The 24,451-nt window shown below is 68.7% G+C and carries 20 protein-coding genes; 4 read left to right on the forward strand and 16 right to left on the reverse strand.

The window, feature by feature from the left end; all coding sequences use genetic code 11:
- Positions 1 to 66 precede the first annotated feature (66 nt).
- On the forward strand, positions 67 to 2,391 hold the full coding sequence (purL, locus tag ASC66_RS05470; RefSeq protein WP_055835662.1) for a phosphoribosylformylglycinamidine synthase subunit PurL: 2,325 nt from the start codon (positions 67 to 69) through the stop codon (positions 2,389 to 2,391).
- A gap of 532 nt (positions 2,392 to 2,923) precedes the next feature.
- Positions 2,924 to 3,436 carry an NUDIX domain-containing protein gene (locus tag ASC66_RS05475; protein ID WP_055835665.1) on the forward strand — a complete coding sequence of 171 codons (513 nt, stop codon included), beginning with the start codon at positions 2,924 to 2,926 and terminating at the stop codon, positions 3,434 to 3,436.
- A 54-nt stretch (positions 3,437 to 3,490) separates the two neighbouring features.
- On the opposite strand, the gene ASC66_RS05480 is transcribed toward ASC66_RS05475, so the two are convergent.
- Both ASC66_RS05480 and ASC66_RS05485 read right to left on the reverse strand, forming a co-directional pair.
- Entirely contained in the window at positions 3,491 to 5,044 is a 1,554-nt protein-coding gene (locus ASC66_RS05480) for a mannitol dehydrogenase family protein (RefSeq protein ID WP_157509651.1), read from the reverse strand.
- Between the two features lie 49 nt (positions 5,045 to 5,093).
- On the reverse strand, positions 5,094 to 6,083 hold the full coding sequence (locus ASC66_RS05485) for a LacI family DNA-binding transcriptional regulator (protein WP_055836414.1): 990 nt from the start codon (positions 6,081 to 6,083) through the stop codon (positions 5,094 to 5,096).
- A gap of 254 nt (positions 6,084 to 6,337) precedes the next feature.
- Between ASC66_RS05485 and uxaC the strand changes: the two genes are divergently transcribed.
- Positions 6,338 to 7,762, forward strand: a complete 1,425-nt coding sequence (gene uxaC, locus ASC66_RS05490; protein WP_055835670.1) for a glucuronate isomerase — start codon at positions 6,338 to 6,340, stop codon at positions 7,760 to 7,762.
- Between the two features lie 60 nt (positions 7,763 to 7,822).
- Entirely contained in the window at positions 7,823 to 9,055 is a 1,233-nt protein-coding gene (manD, locus tag ASC66_RS05495) for a D-mannonate dehydratase ManD (protein ID WP_286145576.1), read from the forward strand.
- Between the two features lie 540 nt (positions 9,056 to 9,595).
- Here manD and ASC66_RS05500 read toward each other — a convergent pair.
- The 14 genes from ASC66_RS05500 to ASC66_RS05565 form a co-directional block, all read right to left on the reverse strand.
- The gene (locus ASC66_RS05500) at positions 9,596 to 10,270 is read right to left on the reverse strand and encodes a GntR family transcriptional regulator (RefSeq protein WP_055835673.1); all 675 of its coding nucleotides are present in this window, start codon (positions 10,268 to 10,270) and stop codon (positions 9,596 to 9,598) included.
- The gene (locus ASC66_RS05505; RefSeq protein ID WP_157509652.1) at positions 10,270 to 11,223 is read right to left on the reverse strand and encodes an amidohydrolase family protein; all 954 of its coding nucleotides are present in this window, start codon (positions 11,221 to 11,223) and stop codon (positions 10,270 to 10,272) included. The genes ASC66_RS05500 and ASC66_RS05505 overlap by 1 nt, the downstream gene beginning before the upstream one ends.
- Positions 11,224 to 11,346: 123 nt before the next feature.
- Positions 11,347 to 11,691: an L-rhamnose mutarotase gene (locus ASC66_RS05510; RefSeq protein WP_055835679.1), complete on the reverse strand. Its 345-nt coding sequence runs from the start codon at positions 11,689 to 11,691 to the stop codon at positions 11,347 to 11,349.
- A complete protein-coding gene (locus ASC66_RS05515; RefSeq protein WP_200944734.1) occupies positions 11,688 to 12,662 on the reverse strand; it encodes an aldo/keto reductase in 975 nt (324 codons plus the stop codon). Before ASC66_RS05515 ends, ASC66_RS05510 begins: the two co-directional genes overlap by 4 nt.
- Positions 12,655 to 13,509: an RraA family protein gene (locus tag ASC66_RS05520; RefSeq protein WP_055835682.1), complete on the reverse strand. Its 855-nt coding sequence runs from the start codon at positions 13,507 to 13,509 to the stop codon at positions 12,655 to 12,657. Before ASC66_RS05520 ends, ASC66_RS05515 begins: the two co-directional genes overlap by 8 nt.
- Positions 13,510 to 13,590: 81 nt before the next feature.
- On the reverse strand, positions 13,591 to 15,504 hold the full coding sequence (locus ASC66_RS05525; protein ID WP_235496683.1) for a DUF8034 domain-containing protein: 1,914 nt from the start codon (positions 15,502 to 15,504) through the stop codon (positions 13,591 to 13,593).
- Positions 15,505 to 15,507: 3 nt separating this feature from the next.
- Positions 15,508 to 16,434, reverse strand: a complete 927-nt coding sequence (locus ASC66_RS05530) for a carbohydrate ABC transporter permease (RefSeq protein WP_235496685.1) — start codon at positions 16,432 to 16,434, stop codon at positions 15,508 to 15,510.
- A complete protein-coding gene (locus tag ASC66_RS05535) occupies positions 16,434 to 17,276 on the reverse strand; it encodes a carbohydrate ABC transporter permease (RefSeq protein ID WP_235496687.1) in 843 nt (280 codons plus the stop codon). Before ASC66_RS05535 ends, ASC66_RS05530 begins: the two co-directional genes overlap by 1 nt.
- A 139-nt stretch (positions 17,277 to 17,415) precedes the next feature.
- Positions 17,416 to 18,681 (reverse strand): ABC transporter substrate-binding protein, encoded by a 1,266-nt coding sequence (locus ASC66_RS05540; RefSeq protein WP_055835689.1) that lies wholly within the window; start codon positions 18,679 to 18,681, stop codon positions 17,416 to 17,418.
- Positions 18,682 to 18,871: 190 nt separating this feature from the next.
- Positions 18,872 to 20,038, reverse strand: a complete 1,167-nt coding sequence (locus tag ASC66_RS05545; protein WP_055835692.1) for a baeRF11 domain-containing protein — start codon at positions 20,036 to 20,038, stop codon at positions 18,872 to 18,874.
- Between the two features lie 191 nt (positions 20,039 to 20,229).
- Positions 20,230 to 21,303, reverse strand: a complete 1,074-nt coding sequence (locus tag ASC66_RS05550) for a lactonase family protein (protein WP_162243476.1) — start codon at positions 21,301 to 21,303, stop codon at positions 20,230 to 20,232.
- Positions 21,304 to 21,333: 30 nt separating this feature from the next.
- A complete protein-coding gene (locus ASC66_RS05555; protein WP_055835698.1) occupies positions 21,334 to 22,665 on the reverse strand; it encodes an alanine racemase in 1,332 nt (443 codons plus the stop codon).
- A complete protein-coding gene (locus ASC66_RS05560) occupies positions 22,662 to 23,276 on the reverse strand; it encodes a bifunctional 4-hydroxy-2-oxoglutarate aldolase/2-dehydro-3-deoxy-phosphogluconate aldolase (RefSeq protein ID WP_055835702.1) in 615 nt (204 codons plus the stop codon). Before ASC66_RS05560 ends, ASC66_RS05555 begins: the two co-directional genes overlap by 4 nt.
- Positions 23,266 to 24,405, reverse strand: a complete 1,140-nt coding sequence (locus tag ASC66_RS05565) for a sugar kinase (protein WP_235496689.1) — start codon at positions 24,403 to 24,405, stop codon at positions 23,266 to 23,268. The genes ASC66_RS05560 and ASC66_RS05565 overlap by 11 nt, the downstream gene beginning before the upstream one ends.
- Positions 24,406 to 24,451: the final 46 nt, after the last annotated feature.

The following is a 24,451-nucleotide window of genomic DNA, read 5'->3' on the forward strand; positions in this document are numbered from 1 at the left end:
CGGAGCCTGCATCCACCAGCCGTGCCTGTCTCGGGCCGTGCCATTGTCATTGGGAGAGCGCCACTCGTGACCGAAAACCCCGCCAACACGTCTGTGCGCGGTGTCGCCGACACCGTACAGAACGCCGCTGCGACGCCCGAGAAGGAACAGCCCTACGGCGCCCTCGGCCTGAAGCCCGATGAGTACGAGCAGATCAAGAAGATCCTCGGCCGCCGCCCCACCTCGGGCGAGCTCGCCATGTACTCGGTGATGTGGAGCGAGCACTGCTCCTACAAGAGCTCGAAGAACTACCTGCGGCAGTTCGGCCAGAAGGTCTCCCCCGCCATGAAGAAGAACCTCATGGTCGGCATGGGCGAGAACGCCGGCGTCGTCGACGTCGGTGAGGGCTGGGCGGTCACCTTCAAGATCGAGAGCCACAACCACCCCAGCTACATCGAGCCGTTCCAGGGCGCAGCAACCGGCGTCGGCGGCATTGTTCGCGACATCATCTCGATGGGCGCCCGCCCCGTCGCCGTCATGGACGCGCTCCGCTTCGGCGCCATCGACCACCCCGACACGGCCCGCGTCGTGCACGGCGTCGTCTCCGGCATCTCCTTCTACGGCAACTGCCTCGGCCTGCCGAACATCGGTGGCGAGACCTACTTCGACTCGGTCTACCAGGCCAACCCGCTCGTCAACGCCCTCGCGGTCGGCGTGCTGCGCCACGAAGACCTGCACCTGGCCAACGCCAAGGGCGTCGGCAACAAGGTCGTGCTCTTCGGCGCCCGCACCGGCGGCGACGGCATCGGCGGCGCATCGATCCTCGCCTCCGACAGCTTCGACGAGGGCGGGCCGACCAAGCGCCCCGCGGTACAGGTCGGCGACCCCTTCGCCGAGAAGGTGCTCATCGAGTGCTGCCTCGAGCTCTACAAGAACGAGCTTGTCGAGGGCATCCAGGACCTCGGCGCCGCCGGCATCAGCTGCGCGACGAGCGAGCTCGCGGCCAACGGCGACGGCGGCATGGTCATCGCCCTCGAGAACGTGCTGCTGCGCGACCCAACGCTCACCGCCGAGGAGATCCTCATGTCGGAGAGCCAGGAGCGCATGATGGCGATCGTGACACCCGAGAAGCTCGAGGGCTTCCTCGCCGTCGTCGCGAAGTGGGATGTCGAGACCAGCGTGCTCGGCGAGGTGACCGACACCGGCCGCCTCGTCATCAACTGGCACGGCGAGGAGATCGTCAACGTCGACCCGAACACGGTCGCCGTCGACGGCCCCGTCTACGACCGCCCGGTCGCCTACCCGACGTGGCTCGACGCGCTGCAGGCAGACACGGCATCCGTTCTGCCCCGGCCAACTGATGCCGCAGCTGTGCGCGCCCAGCTGCTGCAGCTCGTCGGCAGCCCGAACCTCGCAGACAAGAGCTGGATCACCAGCCAGTACGACAAGTACGTGCTCGGCAACACGGCCCTCAGCTTCCCGGATGACGGCGGCATGGTGCGCGTGGACGAGGAGAGCGGCCTCGGCTTCGCCGTCGCCACCGACGCCAACGGTCGCTACTGCCAGCTCGACCCGAAGCAGGGCGCCCGCCTGGCCCTCGCCGAGGCGTACCGCAACGTGGCTACCACCGGCGCGGTTCCCGTCGCCATCTCCGACTGCCTGAACTTCGGCTCGCCGGAGAACCCCGAGGTCATGTGGCAGTTCGCCCAGGCCGTCGAGGGATTGGCCGACGGCTGCCTCGAGCTCGAGGTTCCCGTGACCGGCGGCAACGTGTCGTTCTACAACCAGACCGGCGACTCCCCCATCCACCCCACGCCCGTCGTGGCCGTGCTCGGTGTGATCGACGACGTCGCCCGCCGCATCCCCTCCGGCTGGCAGGACGACGGACACAACATCTACATGCTCGGCACGACCAAGCTCGAGCTCGACGGCTCGGCATGGGCCGGCGTCATCCACGACCACCTCGGTGGTCGCCCGCCGGCCGTGGACCTCGCGGCAGAGCGCCGCCTGGCCGGGCTGCTGCACGCGGCATCCGTCGAGGGCCTCATCGACAGCGCACACGACCTCGCAGACGGCGGCCTCGGCCAGGCCCTCACCGAGGCCGTGCTGCGCTTCGGTGTCGGTGCCCGCGTCTGGCTCGGCGACCTCGCAGAGCGCGACGGCGTCGACACGGCGACCGCACTGTTCTCCGAGTCGACCGGCCGCGTGATCGTCAGCGTTCCGCGCGAGGACGACGTCAAGTTCCGCGGCCTCTGCGAGGGGCGCGAGTACGAGGTTCTCCGCATCGGCGTGACGGATGCCGGCACCGACGGCCTCGACATCCAGGGCGAGTTCCACGTTCCGCTCGAGGAGCTCCGCACCGCGCACCGTTCGCCGCTCGCCGACGCCTTCGGCCCGGTGGTCGGCTACTAGTCGCCCGCTGCACGGAAGGGCTCGGTCGTTCGCGACCGGGCCCTTCTGCGTTCCTCGCCTCGCTGATTGAGCACGTCGAACCCCTCGCTGGTTGAGCCTGTCGAAACCCTGCCGGCACGTTGGTCGAGTAGGCCGCCCGCGGCCGTCTCGAGACCCGGGCGACCCGATCCGATCAGACGCTCAGGGCTTCGGGGGCGGCCTCGTTCCTCGGCTGCTCCCTCGAGCCAGCGTGAGGATGCACGACGCTCGCAACCCAGCGTGAAGATGCACGACGCTCGCAACCCAGCGTGGGAACTCACGCTGGCTCGAGCGAGCGGCGCCGCGACGAAGGAGCAGCGACGCACGCGAAGCCCTGAGCGGATCCGCCGACACTGGGGCGTGAGATCCATGCTGGTCGAGTAGGCGCGCTAGCGCCGTATCGAGACCCTCGCACATGCGAAGACTCCAGCCCGCGAGGTCTCGATACGCTCGTTCCTCGCTACTCGACCAGCAAAACTGTCCTGCCTCTTGCGGGTGACCGTAGGCTGGTGTCATGAGCGATCACGGGCGGTTTCAGGTGATTCCGGCGGCCTACGTCTTCCTGCTGCGCCCGGGCGCCGGCGCCGGTTCCGGCAGCCTGTACGCAGGGGCCGACACGGCAGGCCCCGATGAGGTGCTCCTGCAGCTGCGCCGGGGCACCGGCTACTACGACGAGCACTGGGCCTCCGGCGCGGCCGGTCACGTGGAGCCAGGCGAATCCGTGTTCGCCGCCGCAGCCCGCGAGGCCCGCGAGGAGCTCGGCGTCTCGATCGACGCTTCGATGCTGCATCCGCTCACCGCGATGCACCGCACCCACGGCAACGGACAGGAAATCGACGAACGCGTCGACTTCTTCTTCGCCTGCCGCGAATGGCACGGAACCCCGGAGCTGCAGGAGGAGAAGGCCGCAGCCCTGGCCTGGTTCCCGCTGGATGCCCTGCCCACGCCGGTCGTGCCACACGAGCTTTTCGTTCTCGAGGGCCTCCGCACCGGCACTCTTGCGTCGACGGTGGCGTACGGCTTCTAGGCCCCGCCGGCCGACGCAGAGTCGGCTGCCGCACGGCCAGCCGCGCCCGTCGCGCTAGCCAGTCGCGCGCGAGCCGGTCAGCTGCTGCACGGTAACGAGCTGCGCGACGACGGCCTCGCGGAACGCCAGCGAGTCGCCCACCTCGGCCGGGAACACCGCGGGGAGAGCGAGCATCCGCCCGACGACGGCATCCGGGTGTTCGCGGAGCTCCGTCTCCGACCCAACCGTGCTCTGCAGCTGCGCGGCGATCGGATCGTCCAGCGTGTGCCCGCCCGGCGCGGTCGATGCCGCGACGTAGCCGATCCACGCTGCGACGACAAGCGCCAACCCACGCGGCGTCGCCCCGGCGGCAAGCCGATCCGCGACGGTCCCGAGGATGCGTACAGGCAGTTTCTGCGAGCCGTCCATCGCAACCTGCGCGGTCGTGTGCGCGAGGCTCGGGTTCGCGAAGCGTTCGAGAACACTGTCGCGATACTCCGCCAGATCGATACCGGCAGGCGCGGTGAGGGTCGGCAGGATGTCATCGTCGATGACGCCGACGGCCAGAGCCCGCAGCCGCTCGTCGCCAACCGCGGACGCGATCGTGCGGTGGCCGCTCAGCGCGCCGAGCCAAGCCAACAGGGAGTGCGTCGCGTTCAGGGTGCGCAACTTCACCATCTCGTAGGGCGCGACATCCTCCGTCAGGATGGCGCCGGCCTTCTGCCAAGCGGGGCGCGGCCCGGCGAAGTCATCCTCGATCACCCACTGCGAGAACGGCTCGGCGACGACGAGGGCGTCATCCTGCAGCCCGAGCAGCTCGAGCGCCTCCGCGCGGTCGGCGTCCGTCGTCGCCGGGGCGATCCGGTCGACCATCGTCGACGGGAAGGTGACGGATGCCGCCAACCACCGGCGGAAGGCCGCGGCCTCCGCCCCGGCTGGCAGCGCAGCAGCGAGCGATTCCACGAGGCGGCGCGTGACGCCGCCGTTGTCGACCATGTTGTCGCAGGACACCACCGAGAAGGCGCCAACGCCGTTGCGGTGGCGACGGGCCAGGCCACGCACGAGCAGGCCGATCGGCGTCTGCGACGCGGCCCCGCCACCGTCAGCGCCAGACTCGAGAGCGGCGCCGCTCAGTTCGGCGTCGATCAGTGCCAGGTCGTGCACCACGGCCGGCAGTGAGAGGTCGATGCGGCCGTCCGGTGCGCGCAGATAGCCCTTCTCGGTGATCGTGAGGGTGGCCAGATGCGTAGTCGACGCCGCGAGCGTCGCCACGACCTGCTCCGAGTCCCGCCTGGGCCAGGCGACGTCGCGCACGGAGGAGACCAGCTGGAGTCGCGTGTCGCTCGCGCTCTTCTCCAGCACGCCGTAGAGGCAGTCCTGCGGCTGCAACTGGAGGGCGACGGCATCCGTTCGTCCGGTCACCCCGAGGATCCCCCAGTGCGTCTCGCCCTCGGCCGCAGCTGCTCGCTCGGTGTAGACGGCCTGGTGGGCGCGGTGGAACGCGCCGATGCCGAAGTGCACGATGCCCAGCGAGAGCTCGTCGGCGGTCAGAAGCGGCAACTCGACGGCCGTACCGGGGCGCTGGAGCCGGGCGAGGGTCTCACTCGAGAGGCGGAGTGCTGCGGTCACGGGTCTCCTCGTGGTCAGGTGTCAGGCTGCGCGGGTGCGCGGTGGGGTGTCAGCGCCGCGGTGCGACGCCGGTGGAGTTCCGCACGATGAGCTCTGTGCCGAGCACGGGCACCACAGGCGTTCCGGCCCGGCCGAGCACCGTGTCCAGCAGCAGATCGACGCTGGCGCGCCCCATCTGCACCCGGGGGCAGTCGACGGTGGTGACGTTCGGCCACACCAGGGTCGAGACGGGGACGTTGTCGAAGCCGGCAACGCTCATGGCCTCCGGAACGCCCACGCCACGCTGCCGGAGCCGGTCGATCAGCCCGACGGCCACGAGATCGTTGAAGGCGACGACGGCGGTCGCACCGCTCGCGATCGCCAGGTCACCGGCCTGCAGCCCGCCGGAGAACGATGGGGGGAAGTTGCCCAACTCGAGCAGCTCGAGCTCGGGCGACGCCGCCGCGACCGCGCGCATGGCCTCAACGCGCACCGTGTTCGACCACGAGCTGGTCGGGCCCGCCGCGTACGCGATGGTGCGGTGGCCGAGGGCGAGCAGGTGGGCCATGACGCTCCGCACGCCGCCGCCGTTGTCGAATGCGATCGACGGAACACCATCGACCGTGCGGTTCACGAGAACCACCGGGTGTTCCTCAGCCACGGCACGCACGGCGTCGTCGCCGCCACGTGCCGAACAGAGGATGACGCCGTCGACCTGTTTCGCCAGGCTGCGCACGATCTCGGCCTCGACCGCGGCATCCTCGTCCGAGTCGGCGATGAACACCGCATAACCGGCCGCTCGCGCCCGCGCCTGCACGCCCTTGCAGATCGACGCGAAGTACGGGTTCTCGAGGTCGGGGACGACGAGTCCGATGTTGCCGGTGCGCCCCGTGATGAGACCGCGGGCGGCCGGGCTCGGCCGGTAGCCCAGCGTCCTGGCCGCCTCCCGCACGTGCACTCGCGTCGCCTCCGCGACCTGATCCGGCTTCGCGAGGGCTCGCGAGACGGTGGAGATCGACACCCCGGCGGCCTTGGCAACATCGCGAATCGTCACAGCCATGTCCATACCGCCCTGCGTGTGTCGCGCTGCGCCCACCGTGGGCACGCTCCCATTCTGCAAACCTTTTCATGATTTCGTCAAGTTCGGCCACGTGAGCGCGCGGCTGACGGCACAGAGATCGGATGAATTTGCGCCAACTCCCTCGGAAATTCGGTATGTTAACGGTGAGCGGCCGCGAGAATGCGTCGAAGCATCGAAGCACATTCGCCTGAAACACGCTCAAGAGTTGTTGCATTCAACGAGGAGGCAGAGTCGTGTCATCGGAACCCTGGGGCGTGAACCCCGATCGCGCACTGCCGGCGGAGCCCACGCAGCGCGGCATCGCGCGGGAGCTCTACCGGGCCGTGGCCGATCTGCCGATCATCTCGATGCACGGCCACATCGACGTCGGCGCGATCCTGCGCAACGACGCGTTCGGCGACCCGGCCGAGATGTTCATCATCCCCGACCACTATCTGCTGCGGATGTTGGTCTCCCAGGGCATCACACACGAGCAACTCGGCGTGCGGCCGCTGGACGGCGGCGGTTTCGAGACCGATCACCGCATGGTCTGGCGTCGTTTCGCCGAGAACTGGAAGCTCTTCCGCGGCACCCCCACCCGCTACTGGATGGAACACGAGCTCTCCCTGATCTTCGGCATCACCGAAGCGCCGTCCGCGGCCACAGCCGACGCAATCTACGACCAGCTCTCCGAGACCCTCGCTCGGCCGGAGTGGCACATTCGGCCGCTCTTTGATCGCTTCAACATCGAGATGCTGAGCACGACGGATGCCGCGCACTCCGCGCTCACCGAGCACGCGGCGCTCGCCGCTGAGGGCTGGGGCGAGCGGGTTGTCCCGACGTTCCGCCCAGACAGCGTCTTCTACCCCGACCGTGCAGACTGGCGGAGCGAGATCGAGGCGCTGGCCGGGGTGAGCGGCATCGACATCGTCGACTACCCCAGCTTCCTCGAGGCGCTGCAGCAGCGCCGCTTCGCCTTCGTCGCCGCCGGCGGCCTGGCAACGGATCACGGCCACCTCAGCGCCGACACGACACCGCTCGACGCCATCGAGGCCCACCGCATCTTCGCCGAGGCACTCCGCGGCCCGGTCGACACGGCCGCCGCGGCCACCTTCGCCGCCAACATGCTGTTCGAGAGCGCGCGGATGTCGGTGCAGGACGGTCTCGTCATGCAGCTGCACCCCGGCGTTGCGCGCAACCACTCCGCTCCCAACTTCCGGGCGTTCGGCGCCGACAAGGGCTTCGACATCCCGCAGAACGTCGAGTTCACCCGGGCGCTGCAGCCACTGCTCGACGCCTTCGGCTTCGAGCCGCGCTTCCGGCTGATCCTGTTCACCATCGACGAGACGGTGTACTCCCGGGAGCTCGCACCGATCGCCGGCGCCTACCCCGCCGTCAAGCTCGGCGCCCCGTGGTGGTTCCTCGACTCCCCGGACGGCATGATGCGTTTCCGCGAACTCGTCACCGAGTCCGCCGGCTTCTACAACACGAGCGGCTTCGTCGACGACACGCGCGCCTTCGCCTCCATCCCGGCGCGGCACGACCTGGCCCGCCGGGTCGATGCCGGATACCTCTCGAAGCTCGTCGCCGAACACCGCCTGGGTATCGACGAGGCGACGGAGACGATCATCGACCTCGCCCACACGCTGCCGCTGGCGGCGTACGCGCGCAGAGCCTGAGCCGACATCCGCCCCACCCATACCGACACACGAACAGTCAGTGAAGAAAAGAGAAGCACCGTGAGCACCATTGAACGCGCAGAAGTCTTCGTCACGAGTCCGGGACGCAACTTCGTCACGCTGAAGATCACCACCTCGGATGGGGTGACCGGCCTCGGCGACGCGACCCTGAACGGCCGCGAGCTCTCGGTCGTCGCCTACCTCACTGAGCACGTCATCCCGATGCTGATCGGGCGAGACCCGCAGAACATCGAGGACACCTGGCAGTACCTCTACCGTGGCGCGTACTGGCGCCGCGGCCCCGTCACCATGGCGGCGATCGCCGCCGTCGACGTCGCCCTGTGGGACATCAAGGGCAAGATCACGGGGCAGCCGGTGTACCAGCTGCTCGGAGGTGCCTCCCGCACCGGTGCGCTCGCCTACGGGCACGCCTCCGGCTCCGACATCCCCTCGCTGTTCACCTCGATCCGGAACCACCTCGACCAGGGTTTCAAGGCGATCCGGATCCAGACCGGAGTTCCCGGGCTCGGCCAGGTCTACGGTGTCGCAGGCGACCAGGCTCCCGGCCAGCGCTACGACTACGAACCGGCCAAGCGCACGTCCGTGCCGAGCGAGGAGGAGTGGGACACCGCCGCCTACCTCAACCACATCCCCAGCGTCTTCGCCGCCGTGCGCGAGGAGTTCGGCTACGAGCTCCCCCTGCTGCACGACGGACACCACCGGATGACGCCCAACCAGGCCGCCATCCTCGGCAAGTCGCTCGAGCCGTACAAGCTGTTCTGGCTCGAGGACTGCACGCCGGGCGAGAACCAGGAGGCGCTGCGCCGCGTGCGCTCCCAGACGACGACGCCGCTCGCCATCGGCGAGGTCTTCAACACCGTCTTCGACTACCAGACGCTCATCACGGAGCAGCTGATCGACTACGTGCGCAGCGCCGTCACGCACACCGGTGGCATCAGCGCACTGAAGAAGATCATGGACTTCGCGGCGGTCTACCAGATTAAGTCCGGCTTCCACGGCCCGACCGACATCTCACCCGTCGGCATGGCCGCGGCGCTGCACCTCGACATCGCCATCCACAACTTCGGCATCCAGGAGTACATGAAGCACCCCGCCGACACGCTGGAGGTCTTCGAGACCAGCTACAGCTTCGAGAACGGCCTGCTGCACCCGGGAACGAACCCCGGCCTCGGCGTCGAGTACAACGAGGAGCTGGCCGCCGGCTTCGAGTACGCGCCGGCGTACCTGCCCGTCAACCGGCTGCAGCTCGACGGCACGATCCACGACTGGTGATCGCCGGGCGTTGAACGTCAGCGCTGAACGCAGAAGGGCCGATTCGCGAGAGTCGGCCCTTCTTCTTTGCCAGCGTGGGTTTCGACAAGCTCAACCAACGGAAGACTGCCTGCTGGTTGAGTAGCGAGGAACGAGCGTATCGAAACCTCACGGACCGCAGCCGTCGCACGGACTTCGGTCTCGATACGGCCGTAGACGGCCTACTCGACCAGCGTGGAGGGTTTCGACAGGCTCAACCAACGGGGGGTCTCGGAACAGCTTGCCGGTTGAGTAGCGAGGAACGAGCGTATCGAAACCTCACGGGCTGGAGCGTTCGCACGGACATCGGTCTCGATACGGCCGTAGACGGCCTACTCGACCAGCGTGGAGGGTTTCGACAGGCTCAACCAGCGCGGCGCGCAGCGTCGCGAAAGGCGGCAGCCCAATCCAAGGCAAACTCAGGATCCGCGACCGATGCTGGCAGGGTTTCGACAGGCGCGACCAGCGGGGGCGGAGGGGTTTCGACAGGCTCAACCGACGCGGCGCGCAGCGGAGCGGTGCTCAGCTGGTGGCGAGCTGCCCGCCGACGAGCGCGTGGCCGTCCGAGTGGGCGCGGAACAGTCGTGCCGCGGTCTCCGGGTCACCACCGTCGAGCGCGCTCAGCAGGCCGCGGTGCGTCTCGGCGACCTGGTGCCAGTCCCCGACGAAGTTGGGGTCGGAGACAACGTGCAGCGAGCGCATGCTCGGCTCGATCTGCTCCCACATTCGCGGCAGGTACACGTTGCCGCTCAGTTCGATCACCGTGCGGTGGAAGAACAGGTCGAGTTCGCGGAACCCGGCGATGTCACCGGCGGATGCCGCCTCGTGCATCTGGTCGATGGCGTCCGCGAGTGCGTCGTGCGCCGCGGGGTTCAGCTGGCCGCACGCCAACGAGGCGGCGAGGCCCTCGAGCGCGATGCGCACGGTGCGCGCCTGCTCGGCCTCCTCTTCGCTGAACGCCGTGACGAAGCTGCCCCGGTGCGGAACGTGCGTGACAACGCCCTCGTGGATGAGGCGCTTCAGCGCCTCACGCACCGGCGCCTGGCTGACTTCGAGCTCGCGCGCCAGCTGGGATTCCACCAACTGCGCACCCGGCTCGAAGGTGCCGTTCCTGATCGAGGTCTTGATCAGCGCGTAGACCCGGTCCGAGAGCAGACCTCGGTCCAGGCTCAGAGAGGTGTAGCCTGCGTCGCTCATCAATTCAACCTACCGTCGCGTTGCGTGAATGTCGTCATGGGTGATTCGGCCACGCTATCGCGTCTGCCGTATCGGGGCCGGGATTGCCCGAACTCCAATGTGGTCGCGGCGGCCGGCACCGGTTGCCTGAGGCCGTACACGGAGCGAGCGGTCTCGCCGAAGATGCGTTCCCGCTCCTCGTCCGTGCAGTGCGCCAGCTCGGCGTCGATGCGGCGGAGAACCCCGGCGTAGTCCAGCCCGGTGCGCATCGACATCGGCCAGTCGCTGCCGAAGAGCAGCCGTTCCGCCCCGAAGGAGTCGAGTGCGGCGCGCACGATGCGCCCCGGTGCGTCTGGGCGACTGTCGTCATCCGCCAGAGAGAGGATGCCGGAGATCTTCGCATTCACCGTTGGCTGCGCCGCGACAGCGGCCAGCTCGGCCTCCCAGCCCACCTCGATCGGATCCTGGCCGATCCCCATGTGGCAGAGCACGATGGTCAGCGCCGGGTGGCGTTCGGCGAGGCGTGAGACGGAGCGGAGTTGCGCGGGCCGCAGCAGCAGCTCGAGCACGAGACCATTGGCGGCCAGGCCGGAGCAGAGCGCGTCGATGCCGGGGATCGCGGTGAGGTCGTCCGAGGCGCCGCGTGCCGGGATGCGCACGCCGACGACGGGGCCGCCGTTCTCCAGCGAGCGAGCGACTGCGGGGTGCACGACGCCGGCCCAGGCCCCGGTCTCATCGCTTGCGGCATACTGCAGCACGACCGCGTCGATGCCGGGGAACCGCGCGGCCCGCTCGAGCAGCCACTCGGCTTCGAGCAGGGTGTCTCCGGCCTGTACGCAGATCACGCCATCGGCGAGGGGTGAGTGCACATCGTCGACGTCGTAGCGCGGGGCCAGAATAGGCACGGAGGCGAGCCAGGGGAGCGGGAACACCGCGGTGTCCCACATGTGCACATGCGCGTCGAAGACTCTCACGTGGCTCCCTCCAATCCTGCTTCGGCCGATCGACGGCCCATCCGAAAACGCTGACTATCGATTAGCCATAATCAATCAAACCACGGCGCAGGCCCAACGGCGCCGTGAATGAACTGTGGGTGTTCAGCCCTCGCCCGGCCACTGGGTCTCGGCATCCATTCCCCAGACCTGACTGAGCTGGTCGTTGTCGCCCGGCGCATCCGAGACGAGCGTCGCAATCAGCGCCGCCCACTCCGGGTCGATGGGTCCGCGCGCCCTGAGCTCGGCGAGCGCGGCCTCGGTGTCCGGCGTCGACTCGATGACGTGGAAGAGGTCGTCGCCGATGCTCCAGATGCGCCAGCTGAGGATGCCGGCCTCGCGCAGCGAGTCGAAGACGGCCTCCGGCAGGCGCGCGTGCACCCGGGCATACTCCGCGGCCATGCCCGGCCGCACTCGGGTGCGGCGCGCGGTGCGCACGATGTCGGTCACGGGCGGGCCGCCTCGGTGCCCGGCAGCGTTCCGCCCCGCGGGAGCAGGCCGGCATCCGCGAGCTCGGCCCAGAGTGCGGCCGGAACCGGGCGGTGCCACGCGGCGACGTTCGTCTCAAGCTGGGCGACATCGGTCACACCGATGAGCACGGCCGTGCTCGCCGGGTGAGCCGCGCTGTACGCCTGCGCGACGTCGGCGAGGGCGAAGCCGTGCCGCACGACAATGGCCTGCATCCGGCGCGCCTTCTCGAGGAGATCGGCCGCGGCGGGGCGGTAGGCGAAGGTGGCCTGGTCGCTCGGGTCGGCGAGGATGCCGGAGTTGAACACGCCGCCGAGCACGACGCCGACTCCGCGTTCGATGCAGGCTGGGAAGAGTTCCTCCGCCGCGCTCGCATCGAGCAGCGAGTAGCGGCCGGCGATGAGGATGACGTCGAGGTCGAAGTTCCGCACGAACTCGAGCGGCAGCTGCCACTGGTTCATGCCGACGCCGACCGCGCCGATGACACCCTCGTCGCGGAGCGCCAACAGCGTCGGGATGGCCGTTGCGCTCGCCTCTGCCGCGAAGTCGTCCGGATCGTGCACGTAGACGATGTCGACGTGGTCACGCTGCAGGCGGGCGAAGGACGAGTCGAGGCTCCGCAGCACGCCGTCGCGGGAGTAGTCGTAGTGCCAGGCGCCCGTGGCGGGGTCGACGATGCGGCCCACCTTGGTCGAGACGGTGACCTGGGCGCCCGGCTGCTCCTGCAACGCCGCCCCGAGGGCGAGCTCCGCCTGACCGATGCCGTAGTAGGGCGCGGTGTCGAAGTAGGTGACGCCCCGCTTGAGCGCCGCGGCGACGACCCGGGTCGCCTCAGCCTGGTCGTCACGATTCGAGAGTTTGGCGGTGCCGAGGCCGAAACGGCTGATCGGCACGCGGGCAGCCCCGACCGTCGCCGTCTGCACGGCGGGCGCAGGCGATGTCGACTCAGCCAATCTCGGGCCGTCCGTCCGCGATCCACTGCTCGTACTCGGCCTTGCCGGCCTCGTTGAGGGGGTAGTAGCGGCGCAGCGCCCCGCCCGCACGCAGTTTCATACGCGAGAACACCTCCCAGTCGTCGTGCTTCTTGCTCGCGGCGAGCACAGCCTCCGCCTTGGCCACCGGCACCACGACGGCGCCATCGTCATCCGCGATGATGATATCGCCGGGGATGACGAGCGCGCCGCCGACGGCGATCGGCACGTGGTACGCCCATGCGAAGAGCTCGCCCTGGGAGGCGTAGTGCGGGGTGCCGCCGAGCGACCAGACGGGCAGACCGTCCTCGCGCACCGCCTGCGAGTCGCGGATGCGGCCGTCGACGACGAGGCCGACACCGCCACGGTTCTGCAGGTGCTGGGCCAGCATCTCGCCGACGACTCCGGAGCGGGTCGAGCCGTAGGCCTGTACGACGAGCACGTCGCCTGCCTCGATCTCGTCGAGGACGCCCCAGAGCGCCGTCGCGCGCTCGACGTACTCCTGCGTCTCACCGGCATCCTGGTAGATGTCTTCGCGCAGCGGCATGAACTGCAGCGTGACGGCCCGCCCGACGACCCGGGTTCCCGGCATCGTCGTCTTCGGGCCCTCGATCAGGGTCTGCGTGATGCCGAGGCGGTGCAGTTGCGCGCACGCCGTGGCCGAGCTGATGCCCTTGAACGCCTCGACCGTTGCCGGGTCAAGGGGAGCGATCTCCGGCCCGCGCACGGGAAGGTTCCAGATGCCGCCGATCCGTGGCACGTCATCAGACATCGCCTCGCCGTCTGGCAGTGCCTCGGTGGCGGGAAGAGTCTGGAGCAGCTCGCTCATGGCGATACCTCTGTTTTCATTGATGCGTTCGGTGTTGTGGAGTGCGTATGCCCTGTGGGGCGGCGCTGTGTCAGGTGGCGTTTACACGCCGAAGGATGGACGACGCCCGCTCGGGCGGGTGACGAGCGTGATGTCGGCGCGGTGGTTCGGCGGCAGCTCGACCAGCAGCTCGGCCGCGTCGACCGGCACGGTCTGCTGCACGGGCTCGCCGGGCATCGAGCGGTACGCGGGCGTCGCACCGGGGTAGTCGGCCCCGCTCTCGCCGCGGGAGGTGACGGAGACGATGTCCCGCTCACCGAAACGACCAGGCCGCACGAGCACGCGGCGGGTCGCCGTCATGCTGAGGTTGACCAGCTCGACCCGGATGCTCTCGCCCTCGATGGAGTGCACGAGGGCTGCGACATCGGCTGGGAGCCCCTGCCGGCCGGCGTCGGCATCCTCGTAGGAGAGCGCCGCGAACGGGACTCCCCCGTTGTAGAGCACCTGCGGAGCCCCGGCGATCAGCTGGGTGAGCACCTCGGTGACGACGGGATTCACCCGCTGCCAGAAGTGGATGTGCACGGTGCGGATGTCGGGGTCTTCCGCCGCGACCAGGGCCATCCGCCGCGCGACCTGGCCGAGCGCTCCGGCCAGCGCCGCCTCGGGGTAGTCCGGGTTCTCGCCGTTCAGGAAGGCGAGCCACGGGCGTTCGTGCCCCGCCTCCTCCTTGTCGCGAAACGGGCCGAAGCCGATGGACGACTCGACGGATCCGGCGATCACGCGGTCGAGGCGCTCACGGTCGGCATCCTCACGCGAGAACCACCACAGCCACATCGGCATGCTCATCGGCATCGGACCGAAGTCGAACCAGCCGTCGCGGCCGAAGCGGTGCGGAACGAGGAGGGCGGGCTCGGCCGAGGCCGCGCCGAGGCGATCCTGCCACGATGGCTGCAGGCTCATCGGCGTCTCGTCGACGGAGGCAGTGATCGCCTGCGCCAGCACGGTGTCGAGCGGGGTGCGGGCGAGGTCGAGGTAGGAGTTGTCGCCGGTGACGAATGCCGCGTTCATGGCCCCGATCAGCGCGCCCATCTCGACCGAGAGCAGTCCGTGCGGCCAGGTCCAGCCATAATGCCCGCCGAACCAGCGGCCGTCGTGCTGGCCGCCTGTGGTTCCGTCCGCTGAGACGTTGTCCGGGATCAGGCCATCGTTGTCGGCGGCGCGGGCCCGCCAGCCGTCGACGTAGCGGGCGATCCAACGCTCGCTGGCCTCATCGCCGTCGTACAGCCAGCGGTTGAGCACGAGGCTCGTTGATGCGAGATTGATCGGCACGTCGCCGGCACCGAGCACCGCCTGCATGGCGGCGCCCATGGCATCCGCATTGGCCGGGTCTTCGAGATCCGACCAGCTCGAGATGCCGGGCAGGTACTCGAGCGGCAGGCCGTAGGGGCGCATGTTCTCGAGCGATGCCGGGTAGCTCTGCCACTCGTTGCCGAGGCCGGGCAGCAGGCCCAGTGCGCCGTTGTGCGGCGCGGCGATGGTGTTGCTGGCCTCGTCGTAGTTGCCGCGGCGTGCGTCGGTGTAGAGCTCGGCGAAGCGCCGGGCGCGATCGCGGAACGCGGTGTCGTGCGGGTCGGCGGCGCAGAGCGCGTAGAAGAAGATGAGCGACTCGCCCTGGTGGAACCAGTCGTAGCCGTTCTCATATTCCTCTGAGAGCATGCCGGCCTCGGTGAGCTGGGCCGTCACACCGCGCCAGTGGTGCTTGGCGGCATCCAGGATCTCGCGCGACCCACCCAGGCTGTAGAACGCCGGCCAGTTGAAGAAGGCCTCGTAGAAGTCGTCGACACCGTCACGCGAGTTCGCGAGGCTCCGGTCGAAGCGCAGGCGGCCGTCGGCCTCCGTGAACTTTGCGGCGAAGACCCGCCAACTCTCTTCGACCGCATCGAACAGCCGTCGTTCCAGGACCGCCCAGGCCGGAATCGTGGCCATCGGCGTGACGAGCACCTCGCGCGCGGTCACGGATCAGCCCTTCGTCGAGCCGGCGACGAGACCGCCGATGATGTGCCGCTGCATGATGATGAAGAAGATCAGCACCGGGGCGACCGCGAGAAGCAGGGTCGGGAACACGACGTTGTAATCGGTCGTGTACTGGCCGACGGCCGCGAAGACACCGGTGGTCACCGTGTAGATGCCGGAACCGGGGCCGAGGATGATCTGCGGGTTGACGAAGTCGTTCCACACACCGACCGAGTTGAGCACGATCATGGTGGCCACGATGGGGCGCATCAGCGGGAAGATGCACGACCAGAAGGCGCGGACGCGACCGGCGCCGTCGATCGAGGCCGCCTCGTCGATGTCGCGCGGGATGGTGCGCACGAACGCCGTGAACAGGAAGATCGTCATCGGCAGCGTGACAGCGGTCTCGAAGAGGAGGAAGCCGGGGATGGTGCCCATCAGGCCGATGGAGCGCAGCACGAACACCACCGGGATCAGGATGACCTGCGAGGGCACGAACAGGCCCGAGACGAAGAGCAGCAGCAGCGCCGCGTACCAGCGCGTGCGACCGCGGGCAATCACATAGGCGACGGGGGCGCTCACGGCGATGCTCAACACGTTGACCGCGAGCACGAAGAACAGCGTGATGCCATACGCGCCGACCACGTTGAAGTTCGGGCTCTGGATCGCCTGGACGAGGTAGTCCCAGGTGAAGGTGTCCGGGTTGATCGCGAGCGGGTCGCTGAGAATCTCGGACTCCGGCTTGAAGGCGCTGATCACCATGACGTACAGCGGCACGAGCATCACGAAACTGGCGGCGCCGAGCACGACCCACTTCACGACCCTGCCGACGCTGACGCGCTTCGTGGTCATTGGACGGCGGCGCGGTGCCGGAGCGGCGGGCGCGATGATCGCGCGGGTGGAGAGGTCTGGCGCCTCGGTGGTCTGCAGCATCAGTCGGTCACCTTCTCCTCGGCACGGCGACGTGCGAGGGTAATCACGACGCCCAAGACCGCGGTGACGATCATGAGCACGACGGCCTGGGCCGAGCCGAAGCCGAGCTTGCCGTTCTGGAACGAGTCCACGAGGATCTGGAACACGATCGTCTGCGTGCGGCCGGCCGGGCCGCCACCGGTCAGCGCGAGGACGAGGTCGTAGGTGCGCAGCAGGCTCACCAGCACGATGATCAGGTTGACCGTCATGATGGGGGCGATCATCGGGAAGGTGATCGACTTGAACTGCTGCCACTTGCTCGCGCCGTCGACCGTCGCGGCCTCGTAGAACTCGGTCGGCACCGACTTGATGCCGGCGATGTAGAGGATCAGATTGATGCCGAACGTCGCCCACACGATCGTCGCGATGACGCAGACGGCCGCGAAGGTGGGGTCGGAGAGGAAGGGCACGGCATCGATGCCGAGCTGGGCGAGCGTCGAGTTCACGATCCCGGTCGGCGAGAGCATGGCCGACCAGAGGAAGCCGATGATCAGGGCACTGATGATGTGCGGGTAGAACAGCACCGTCCGGATGACGGAGTTCGCCCGGGTGGGCTCCGCGATCAGCACGGCGAGGCCGAGGCCGATCACGTTGCAGAGGATGGTGCCGACGATGGCGATGACCGCCGTGAAGAGTGCGGCGCTCTGGGCGCGGGGGTTGTTGAACAGCTCGGTGTAGTTCTCCACACCGATGAAGTTCATGTTGAGACTGAAACCGTTCCAGTCGGTCATGCTGAGATACACCGCGAGGATCGTGGGGATGACGAACATCCCGACGAAGATCACGAGCGCTGGTGTCGTCATCACGACTTCGGGGAGCAGCCGCTGCCATCTGGCTCGGGGGCGCCGCAAGGAGTTGGCCATCGTTGGGTTCCTATCTGAGGGTGGTGGGTCACGATGCGGTGCGGCGGGAAGGGCCCCGCCGCACCACATCGTCAGTCGACTAGCGGTTGGACGCCCACCACTCGTCCATGGCCTTCTTGGCGTCGTCGGCGCTACCTCCGATGAGGATCGCCTGGGCCTGCGTGTTGAACTCGGCCTGGTAGCCGGCGGGAGCGGTGAGCTCGCCGTATCCGTCACCGGTCGGCACGAAGTTCTCCTGCTCGGTTGCCGCGAGGATCGCTTGCAGCTCTGCGCCGAGCTCATTGGTCTCGTACTCGTAGCCCTCGCGGAAGTTCGAGTCGACCTTGAGCTGCGTGAGAACCGCGTCCTCATCCGTGGTGAGGAACTCGACGAGCTTCATTGCTGCATCCTCGTGCTTGGTGGACTTCATCACGAGGTACGGGCTGGCCAGGTTGGAACCGACCTTGGCATCCTCTGTGCCCTTGACGGCCGGGGCGGCGAAGACGCCGATCTCCGGTGCGTCGGTGGCCTTGAACTCCGAGGCGGCGAACCAGCTGCCCATCGGGTACATGGCCGACTTGCCGCTGAGGAACTGCGCCTCGGCGTCCGGGTACTTGGTGCCGGCGGCGTCGGCCGGGATGTAGCCCTTCGCGACCCAGTCGGCGTAGGCGTCGATCGTGTCGCCGAAGGTCTCGCTCCAGGTCAGCTCGCCGCTGTTCATGTCGGCGTACCAGTCCGGGTTCTCGCTGAGCACGGTCGGAACGCCGAGGTACTGCGGGGTGAGGTTCGTGAACCAATCGGCACCGGTCTGGATGGGGGTCCAGCCGGCATCCTTCAGCTTGCCGAGGTCGCTCTCGAACTCCTCGAAGGTGGTCGGCACCTCGGTGATGCCGGCCTCGGCGAAGGCCGCCTTGTTGTAGAAGACGATCGTCTGGAGCTGCTGGCCGACGCCGGCGGTGTAGTACTTGCCGTCGATCGTGTACTGCTCGGAGAGCGGGGCGGACTTGACGAAGTCGTATGCCGAGAGGTCGAGCAGCTCGGGGGCGAGCTCCGCTGTCGGGTAGATCGACTGGATGACGTCGGGGACGTCGCCGGAGGCGAGGAGCTGGGGAACCGTGGTCTTCACGTTCTCGGTGACGGGCGCCTGGATGGCGACGTCAATGTTCGGGTTGGCCTCTTCGAAGGGGGCGATCAGCTCGTCCCACCAGGTCTGCGTGAGGTTCGGCGTGATGTTGACGAGCATGCGGAGCTCGACCTTCTCATCCGTGCCTCCCGTGCTCGGGGCGCTGGCCGAGCAGCCGGCGAGAACCAGGGTCATGGCGGCGAGCGATGCCGTCATCGCGACAGCGCGGGGGAAAATCGTCATTGATTATGTCCTTCGGTGAGGGGGTGTGGAATTGACCCTACGATAATCGATAATCGTTTGCAAATGCGAATTGGGTCGGCTTCCACTGGCGTTTACCGCCCTTTTCTGGCCGAGCGGGCGCCGGCGAGACACAACGAAGCGACTGCCCGCACCAAGGCTGGTGCGGGCAGTCGCTGGTGAATGCTGGGTCTCAGGCTGCGAAGCGCAGCGTTGCTGCGAAGGCCCCTCCCCCCGGGACATCCTCGGCGCGGACCGCGAGAATCTGCGATCCGCTGAGCAGCGCCCGGCGCAGGATCTCGTCGACGACGCCGTAGTTGACGCCGTCATCCGCCGCATCGACCGTGACTGCACCGGATTCCGAGTCGATCGTGCCGGGGATCGAGCGGTCGATGTCGACGAACAGCGTCTCGATCGCGCCGAAGGTCGCCGCACGCGCCACATCGCTGAGGTCTGTCGACGCCCGGCCGTTGGCCTGCCTGTCGGCGAAGCTCTCCCGCAACACGGCAAGCTGCGCGGCGTAGATCTCGTCGAGGATCAAGCGGGCGGATGCCGCGAGCTCGGCGTCCGGGATCTCCTCCGGATTGCCGGTGATCGTCTGCGCCGCCAGGTGCGGGTAGGTGCTCACGCCACGGAAGATGCTCACCAGCGGCTCGGCACCGGCGATGATCAACGGAACGTTGAGCCCGGTGAACGTCGTCCGCAGGGCACGCACGATGGCGCGCGAGTATTCGGCCATGCGCACCTTCTGACCCTCGGCACCTTGGATGCGTCCGGCGGTCGTGATGCCGCCTCCCGAACGACCACCCGTCTGGTGCCCGGCCGGCGCGCGCCCGGCGACCGGGTCGAGTGCTGCTCCGTCTGCGACGTTCTCCGGCATCCCGGCGACCTCGATCCGGTGCGGGACATCGTCGGCGCTGATCTCGAGCAGACGCACGGAATTCTGGGCCAGGGCCAGCACGAAGGCCGTCTGGGGGAAGGTCGCCGCCCGCATGAGCGGTTTCACGTAGAAGCGGTCGGAGACCTCGACCGCGGCTTCCAGCCGGTTCGGCAACCGGAAGGTCTTCAGCCCTGACGGTGTCGCGAACAGGGCGAGACTGTTGGACAGATGCGTCCAGAACGCGCGGTCCTCGATGAAGCCGGCGATCTGATCGGTGATGGCCGCGATCTGCCGTTTGTCTGCGCCGGCCTCACTGAGCTGGCGCTGCGCTTCGTCGACCTGATTGCGCAGCTCGATGCGGGAGGCTTCCGAGTCCTTTGGGAGCGGACTGGTCGGAAGGTAGATCGAGACGCTCTGTGGATCCCTCGCCGTTGCGAGGGCCAGGATGGTGTCTCTGCTTGGGATATCGGTGTGCTGCACGTGTAACTCCCCATCGTCGTTCCACACTCAGGGAGCCAGATGCCGACCCCGAGTGAAACGACCCGAATGCGACGAGCTCCCTCGTTCGCCAGTCTATGTTCGAGCGGCGCGGAACGGGAGGGTCGGATCGGAAGAGTTCCGGCTCGGCGGCGCGGAGCGCGGAGGAGGTCCGGGAGAACGCCTGTGAGTGGCTACAGCGCGATCACGCAACTGGGCGCACCGCTGGCGAGCTCGCCGATCTGGGCTCCCGGCAGCCCGTCCTCGCCGATCGTGAAGGTCGTGACCGTGTTCGAGAACTGATTGGCCACGTGCAGTCGGCCGTCGTGCTGCAGGTGGTGACGCGGCCAGTCGCCGCCGCTGCTGATCTCGGCGAGCGGATGCAGCGCGCCGCCATCCGCGGAGATGCCGAAGCTGTGCAGCGAGTTGCGCCCGCGCACACTGGCGTGAACCCGCGCGCTGTCGGCGTCGATGCTGATGTGCGCGCCGCAGTCTCCGGCGGCCGGGGCTTCACCGGCGGGGAGGACCGGAAGCATGCCAGAAAGCGCATACATCGTGCTGCCGGCGATGGGCGCGACGATCGCGATCTCGATGGAGTACTCGGTGATGATGTAGATGTGGCCGCTCGGGTGCAGATCGAGCAGGCGCGGCCCGCTCCCGGTCGGTAGAGCGAGCTCCTGGTCGAGACGGAGCGCGAAGCCATTCTCGCTCGGGTCGACGCTCCACACCCGCAGCAGATCGTGCCCGAGGTCGGTCGATGCGATCCTGCCGTCGGGGAGCACGAGTGCCGCGTGCGCCCTGCTCTGCCTGGGCGGAACGCCTGCGGCCACCGCGGCGTGGTCGATGGCGGCCGCGCCCTCGAAACGCGCAACGACCTCACCACGTTCGTCAAGGGTGAAGAGGCACACGATGCCGTCGCCGTAGCTGCTCGAAACGAGCCAGCGCCCGTCAGGATCCACGGCAACGTGGCACACCAGCGCGCCGGCCGGCCACGGCCCCCCGAGTGGGCTGAGCCTCACAGCGGCACGCGGATCGCTGTCGGCTTCGCCGTTCTCCGCCACCGCGAAGGCCCACATCTCGCCGGCCACCTCACAGGCGGCGTAGACGACGGGCAGTCGCGGGTGGCGCACCAGATACGAGGGCGAGTCGACGACGACGGCCGTGCCGAGGTCCGCAAGCCCGGCATCCGGTGTCTGCGCGACCGCCTCGATGCCGAGGCCCGCCCCGGCGTCTCCCGTGTACCCGCCCAGCAACAGCGTTGCGCTCATGTGCATGCCCTTCGAGGTATGTTCGCGCCGCTAGAAATAGGTGCGCACGATGTCGATGATCGTATCGTCTGCGTTGACCACCGGGATGCCGCTCCAACGGTCGAACGCCGTGCACGGGTGCGAGATACCGAAGGCCACGAGGTCGCCGGGCATGACTGTGACGCCCTCGGGCAATGCGAGGTAGCCGTGGTGGTCGTCGAGCGCCGTGAGACGCGCGCCGTGGATCACAGCCGTTTCTGTGGAGAGGTGCCGCCCAGCGGCATCCGCCCGGCGCAGCAGCAGCGGCACCGGAAGTCCAGAGTCGATGGGGGCGTCGCGCTTGCCCATGCCGACGAGGGCGAGGCCGGGTTCGGGGGCCGAGATCACCTGCGCCCAGATCTGCAGCGCACCGCTGAGCGAGCCCTCTGCCGGGATGCGGTTGAACGCCGTCTTGCCGACGTAGACGCCGTCGTCGTGGCTGATGTACGCGCCGCTGCGCAGGATCACGCGCGCATCGGGAAGCACCGAGCGCGCCCATTCCGCCGTGAGTTCGCTGCCCACCTGGTCGAAGTAGACACTTCCGCCGGCGGTCACGATGGCGTCAACCGGCAACAACCCCGCGGCGGCCAGCTCCTCGACAATGGTGCGCACGCCGGCGAAGTAGCCTTTCACCGCTTCGACCGCGAGAAGGCCACCCTCATAGGAGGAGACGCCGACCAGGCGGATGCCGGGAGTTGCCGCCACAAGATCGGCCAGTGCGCGCGCCTCGGCCCGGCTGCGTACGCCCGTCCGTCCGCCCGCGAATCCGACGTCGAGGAGCACGGGGAAACCGCCGCGCGGCCCGTGCTCCAGCGCATGCGCCACACCGGCCGCGGCGATGGCGCGCACCCCGGCGGCCGAGTCGACGAAGCAGGCGAACTCGAACCCGGGGTCCGCGGCCAGCTCGGCGGCGATCCAGTCCAGGGCCGTGACGTCGAGCACCTCGTTGGCCAGGAGGACCCTGGCGACGCCGGCGCGACGCGCGATCAGCAGCTGCGCCGGGGTGGCGACGGTGATCCCCCACGCGCCGGCATCGATCTGGCGTCGCCAGAGCTGCGGCGCCATCGTCGTCTTGCCGTGCGGGGCGAAGAGCAGGCTGTGCCGTGCGGCGAAATCGGCCAACGCCCGAATGTTCTGCTCAAGCGCATCCTCGCGCAGCACCATCGCCGGCCACACGCAGCTGCCGCCGAAGAGGGCCGGCCGCTCGGCGAGGTAGCCGGCGAGCGCCGCCGCCTCCTCCGTGGTGGCAGGGGCTGGGGCATCGGATGCCGCTGGCGCCCAGATCCCCTTGTCGCGCCAACTCGGAACAATTACGCCCTCCGGTGCGGCCTCGGCGGCGCTCATGCCGTCGCCCTCGGCTCCGCCAGGATCTCGGCCAGCAGATCGACCTGGGCCGGGTCGGCGAGGGCGGAGCCGACGGCGACGGTCGAGACTCCGGCATTCAGGAATGCGCGCGCGTTGCCGGCATCCACCCCGCCGGTGGCGACGAAGCGGATGTTCGGGAACGGGCCGCGCATGGCGGTGAACCAGCCGGTGCCGAGCACGGTGGCCGGGAACGCCTTGACCCAGGTGAATCCGAGGCCGACCGCGGCCTGAATCTCGGTGGCGGTGGCCACGCCGGGCAGGTGCGGCAGCCCGAGGCGCGTGCTGGCCTCGGCCACGGCCCGGTCGAGGCCGGGCGCCACCGAGAACGCGGCGCCGAGGCGCTTGCTCACCTCGACCTGCTCAACGCTCACGACGGTTCCGGAGCCGACGAGCTTGCCGCGTTCCGCACCGGCACGGATGACCGCCTCGAGGCTGGGCACGGCGTCAGCCGTCTGGATCGGCACCTCGACGAGCTCGATGCCGAGGTCCCAGGCGCGATTGGCCAGTTCGACGGCCGGTTGGGGCGCCATGTTGCGGAAGATCGCCATGACGGGCGAGCCGCCGAGCAGGGTTTCGATGTCATGTGCCATGGGTGGCCTCTTTCTCGTGCTGTGAATCGGAGGGGTGGGAATCGGAGGGGTGGGAATCGGAGGGGTGGGAATCGGAGGGGTGGGAATCGGAGGGGTGGGCGTCGGGGGCTTCTGCTGCCGCGTTCGTGGTGGCCGGCAAGCTGAGCCCGGCCCACTCGGCGTCGGTGGAGGCGGCGAGCTTCCGCAGCACGTTCCGCGGTGGCAGCACCGCGATGTCGCTGACGGCTCCGAGCGTGTATCCGGCCATGATGTGGCCGAGGCGGAGCGCCGTCGCCGTGTCGTCGTCGCTCAGCCAGGCGGCGAGGTAGCCGGCTGCGAAGGCGTCGCCGGCGCCGACAGCCTCGACGACGTCGACGCGCAGGGCGGGAACGAAGGTCGTGCCGGCCGCGCCGAAGTGAGTCGCGCCGAACTCGGCGTCCTTCACGACGAGCTCTGCGGCATCCGGCACCAGCGCCCGCACGCTCGCCGCGTCGCTTGTGCCCCAGAGGGTCTCGGCCTCGTCGCGGCCGACGATCACGATGTCGGCCGCCCTGGCCAGCTCGAGCAGGCGGGGGCCGGCATCCTCGACGCTCCACAGGGCCGGGCGGTAGTTGACGTCGAAGCTCACCGTGGGTTCGGATGCCGCGCGCGTGACGATCACGCTCTGCAGCAGCGCGTCGCAGCTGGCCGACAGGGCCGCGGTGATTCCGGAGAGATGCACGAGCCGACGCTCACTCAGCCGGAGGCCGGCGAGGTCGCCGGGGCCGAGCGCTGAGGCCGCGGATCCCGCGCGGTAGTAGTAGACCCGGTTCGTTCCGGTCGAGTGGTCCTTGAAGTAGAGCCCGGTCGGGCGCGTGGGGTCGGTGACGACCAGGGGCGTCTCGACGCCTCGCTCGTGCAGCGTGCGCAGGATGCGCTCGGCGTGCGGGTCGGCCCCGAGCCGGCTGAACCACTCGGAGCGGGCACCGAGCTGGGCCAGACCCGCCGCCAAGTTCGATTCCGCGCCACCGATATGCACCGAAACCTGTTTCGCCTCCGAAAGCGATTCGCCGGATGCCGGCACGACGAGCAGCATCGTCTCACCGATGCACAGCGTCTCTGCTGGCGTCTCTTCCGGCGTCTCGACACCGTTCAGATTCCTGTCGGACACCATTCCCCTTGCTTCCCGGCCCACGGCCACTCCGTTGTCAACCGCC

It is taken from the genome of Leifsonia sp. Root4 (assembly GCF_001425085.1).
In the GTDB taxonomy this organism is placed as follows: Bacteria; Actinomycetota; Actinomycetes; order Actinomycetales; family Microbacteriaceae; genus Microterricola.

Coding starts and splice junctions, on each gene's coding strand:
- ASC66_RS05475 (WP_055835665.1), top strand. CDS start 2,924: ATGAGCGATCACGGGCGGTTTCAGGTGATTCCGGCGGCCTACGTCTTC.
- ASC66_RS05520 (WP_055835682.1), bottom strand. CDS start 13,509: ATGAGCGAGCTGCTCCAGACTCTTCCCGCCACCGAGGCACTGCCAGAC.
- ASC66_RS05555 (WP_055835698.1), bottom strand. CDS start 22,665: ATGAGCGCCGCCGAGGCCGCACCGGAGGGCGTAATTGTTCCGAGTTGG.
- ASC66_RS05550 (WP_162243476.1), bottom strand. CDS start 21,303: ATGAGCGCAACGCTGTTGCTGGGCGGGTACACGGGAGACGCCGGGGCG.
- ASC66_RS05530 (WP_235496685.1), bottom strand. CDS start 16,434: ATGCTGCAGACCACCGAGGCGCCAGACCTCTCCACCCGCGCGATCATC.
- ASC66_RS05540 (WP_055835689.1), bottom strand. CDS start 18,681: ATGACGATTTTCCCCCGCGCTGTCGCGATGACGGCATCGCTCGCCGCC.
- ASC66_RS05535 (WP_235496687.1), bottom strand. CDS start 17,276: ATGACGACACCAGCGCTCGTGATCTTCGTCGGGATGTTCGTCATCCCC.
- ASC66_RS05485 (WP_055836414.1), bottom strand. CDS start 6,083: ATGGCTGTGACGATTCGCGATGTTGCCAAGGCCGCCGGGGTGTCGATC.
- ASC66_RS05560 (WP_055835702.1), bottom strand. CDS start 23,276: ATGGCACATGACATCGAAACCCTGCTCGGCGGCTCGCCCGTCATGGCG.
- ASC66_RS05500 (WP_055835673.1), bottom strand. CDS start 10,270: ATGAGCGACGCAGGCTACACCTCTCTGAGCCTGGACCGAGGTCTGCTC.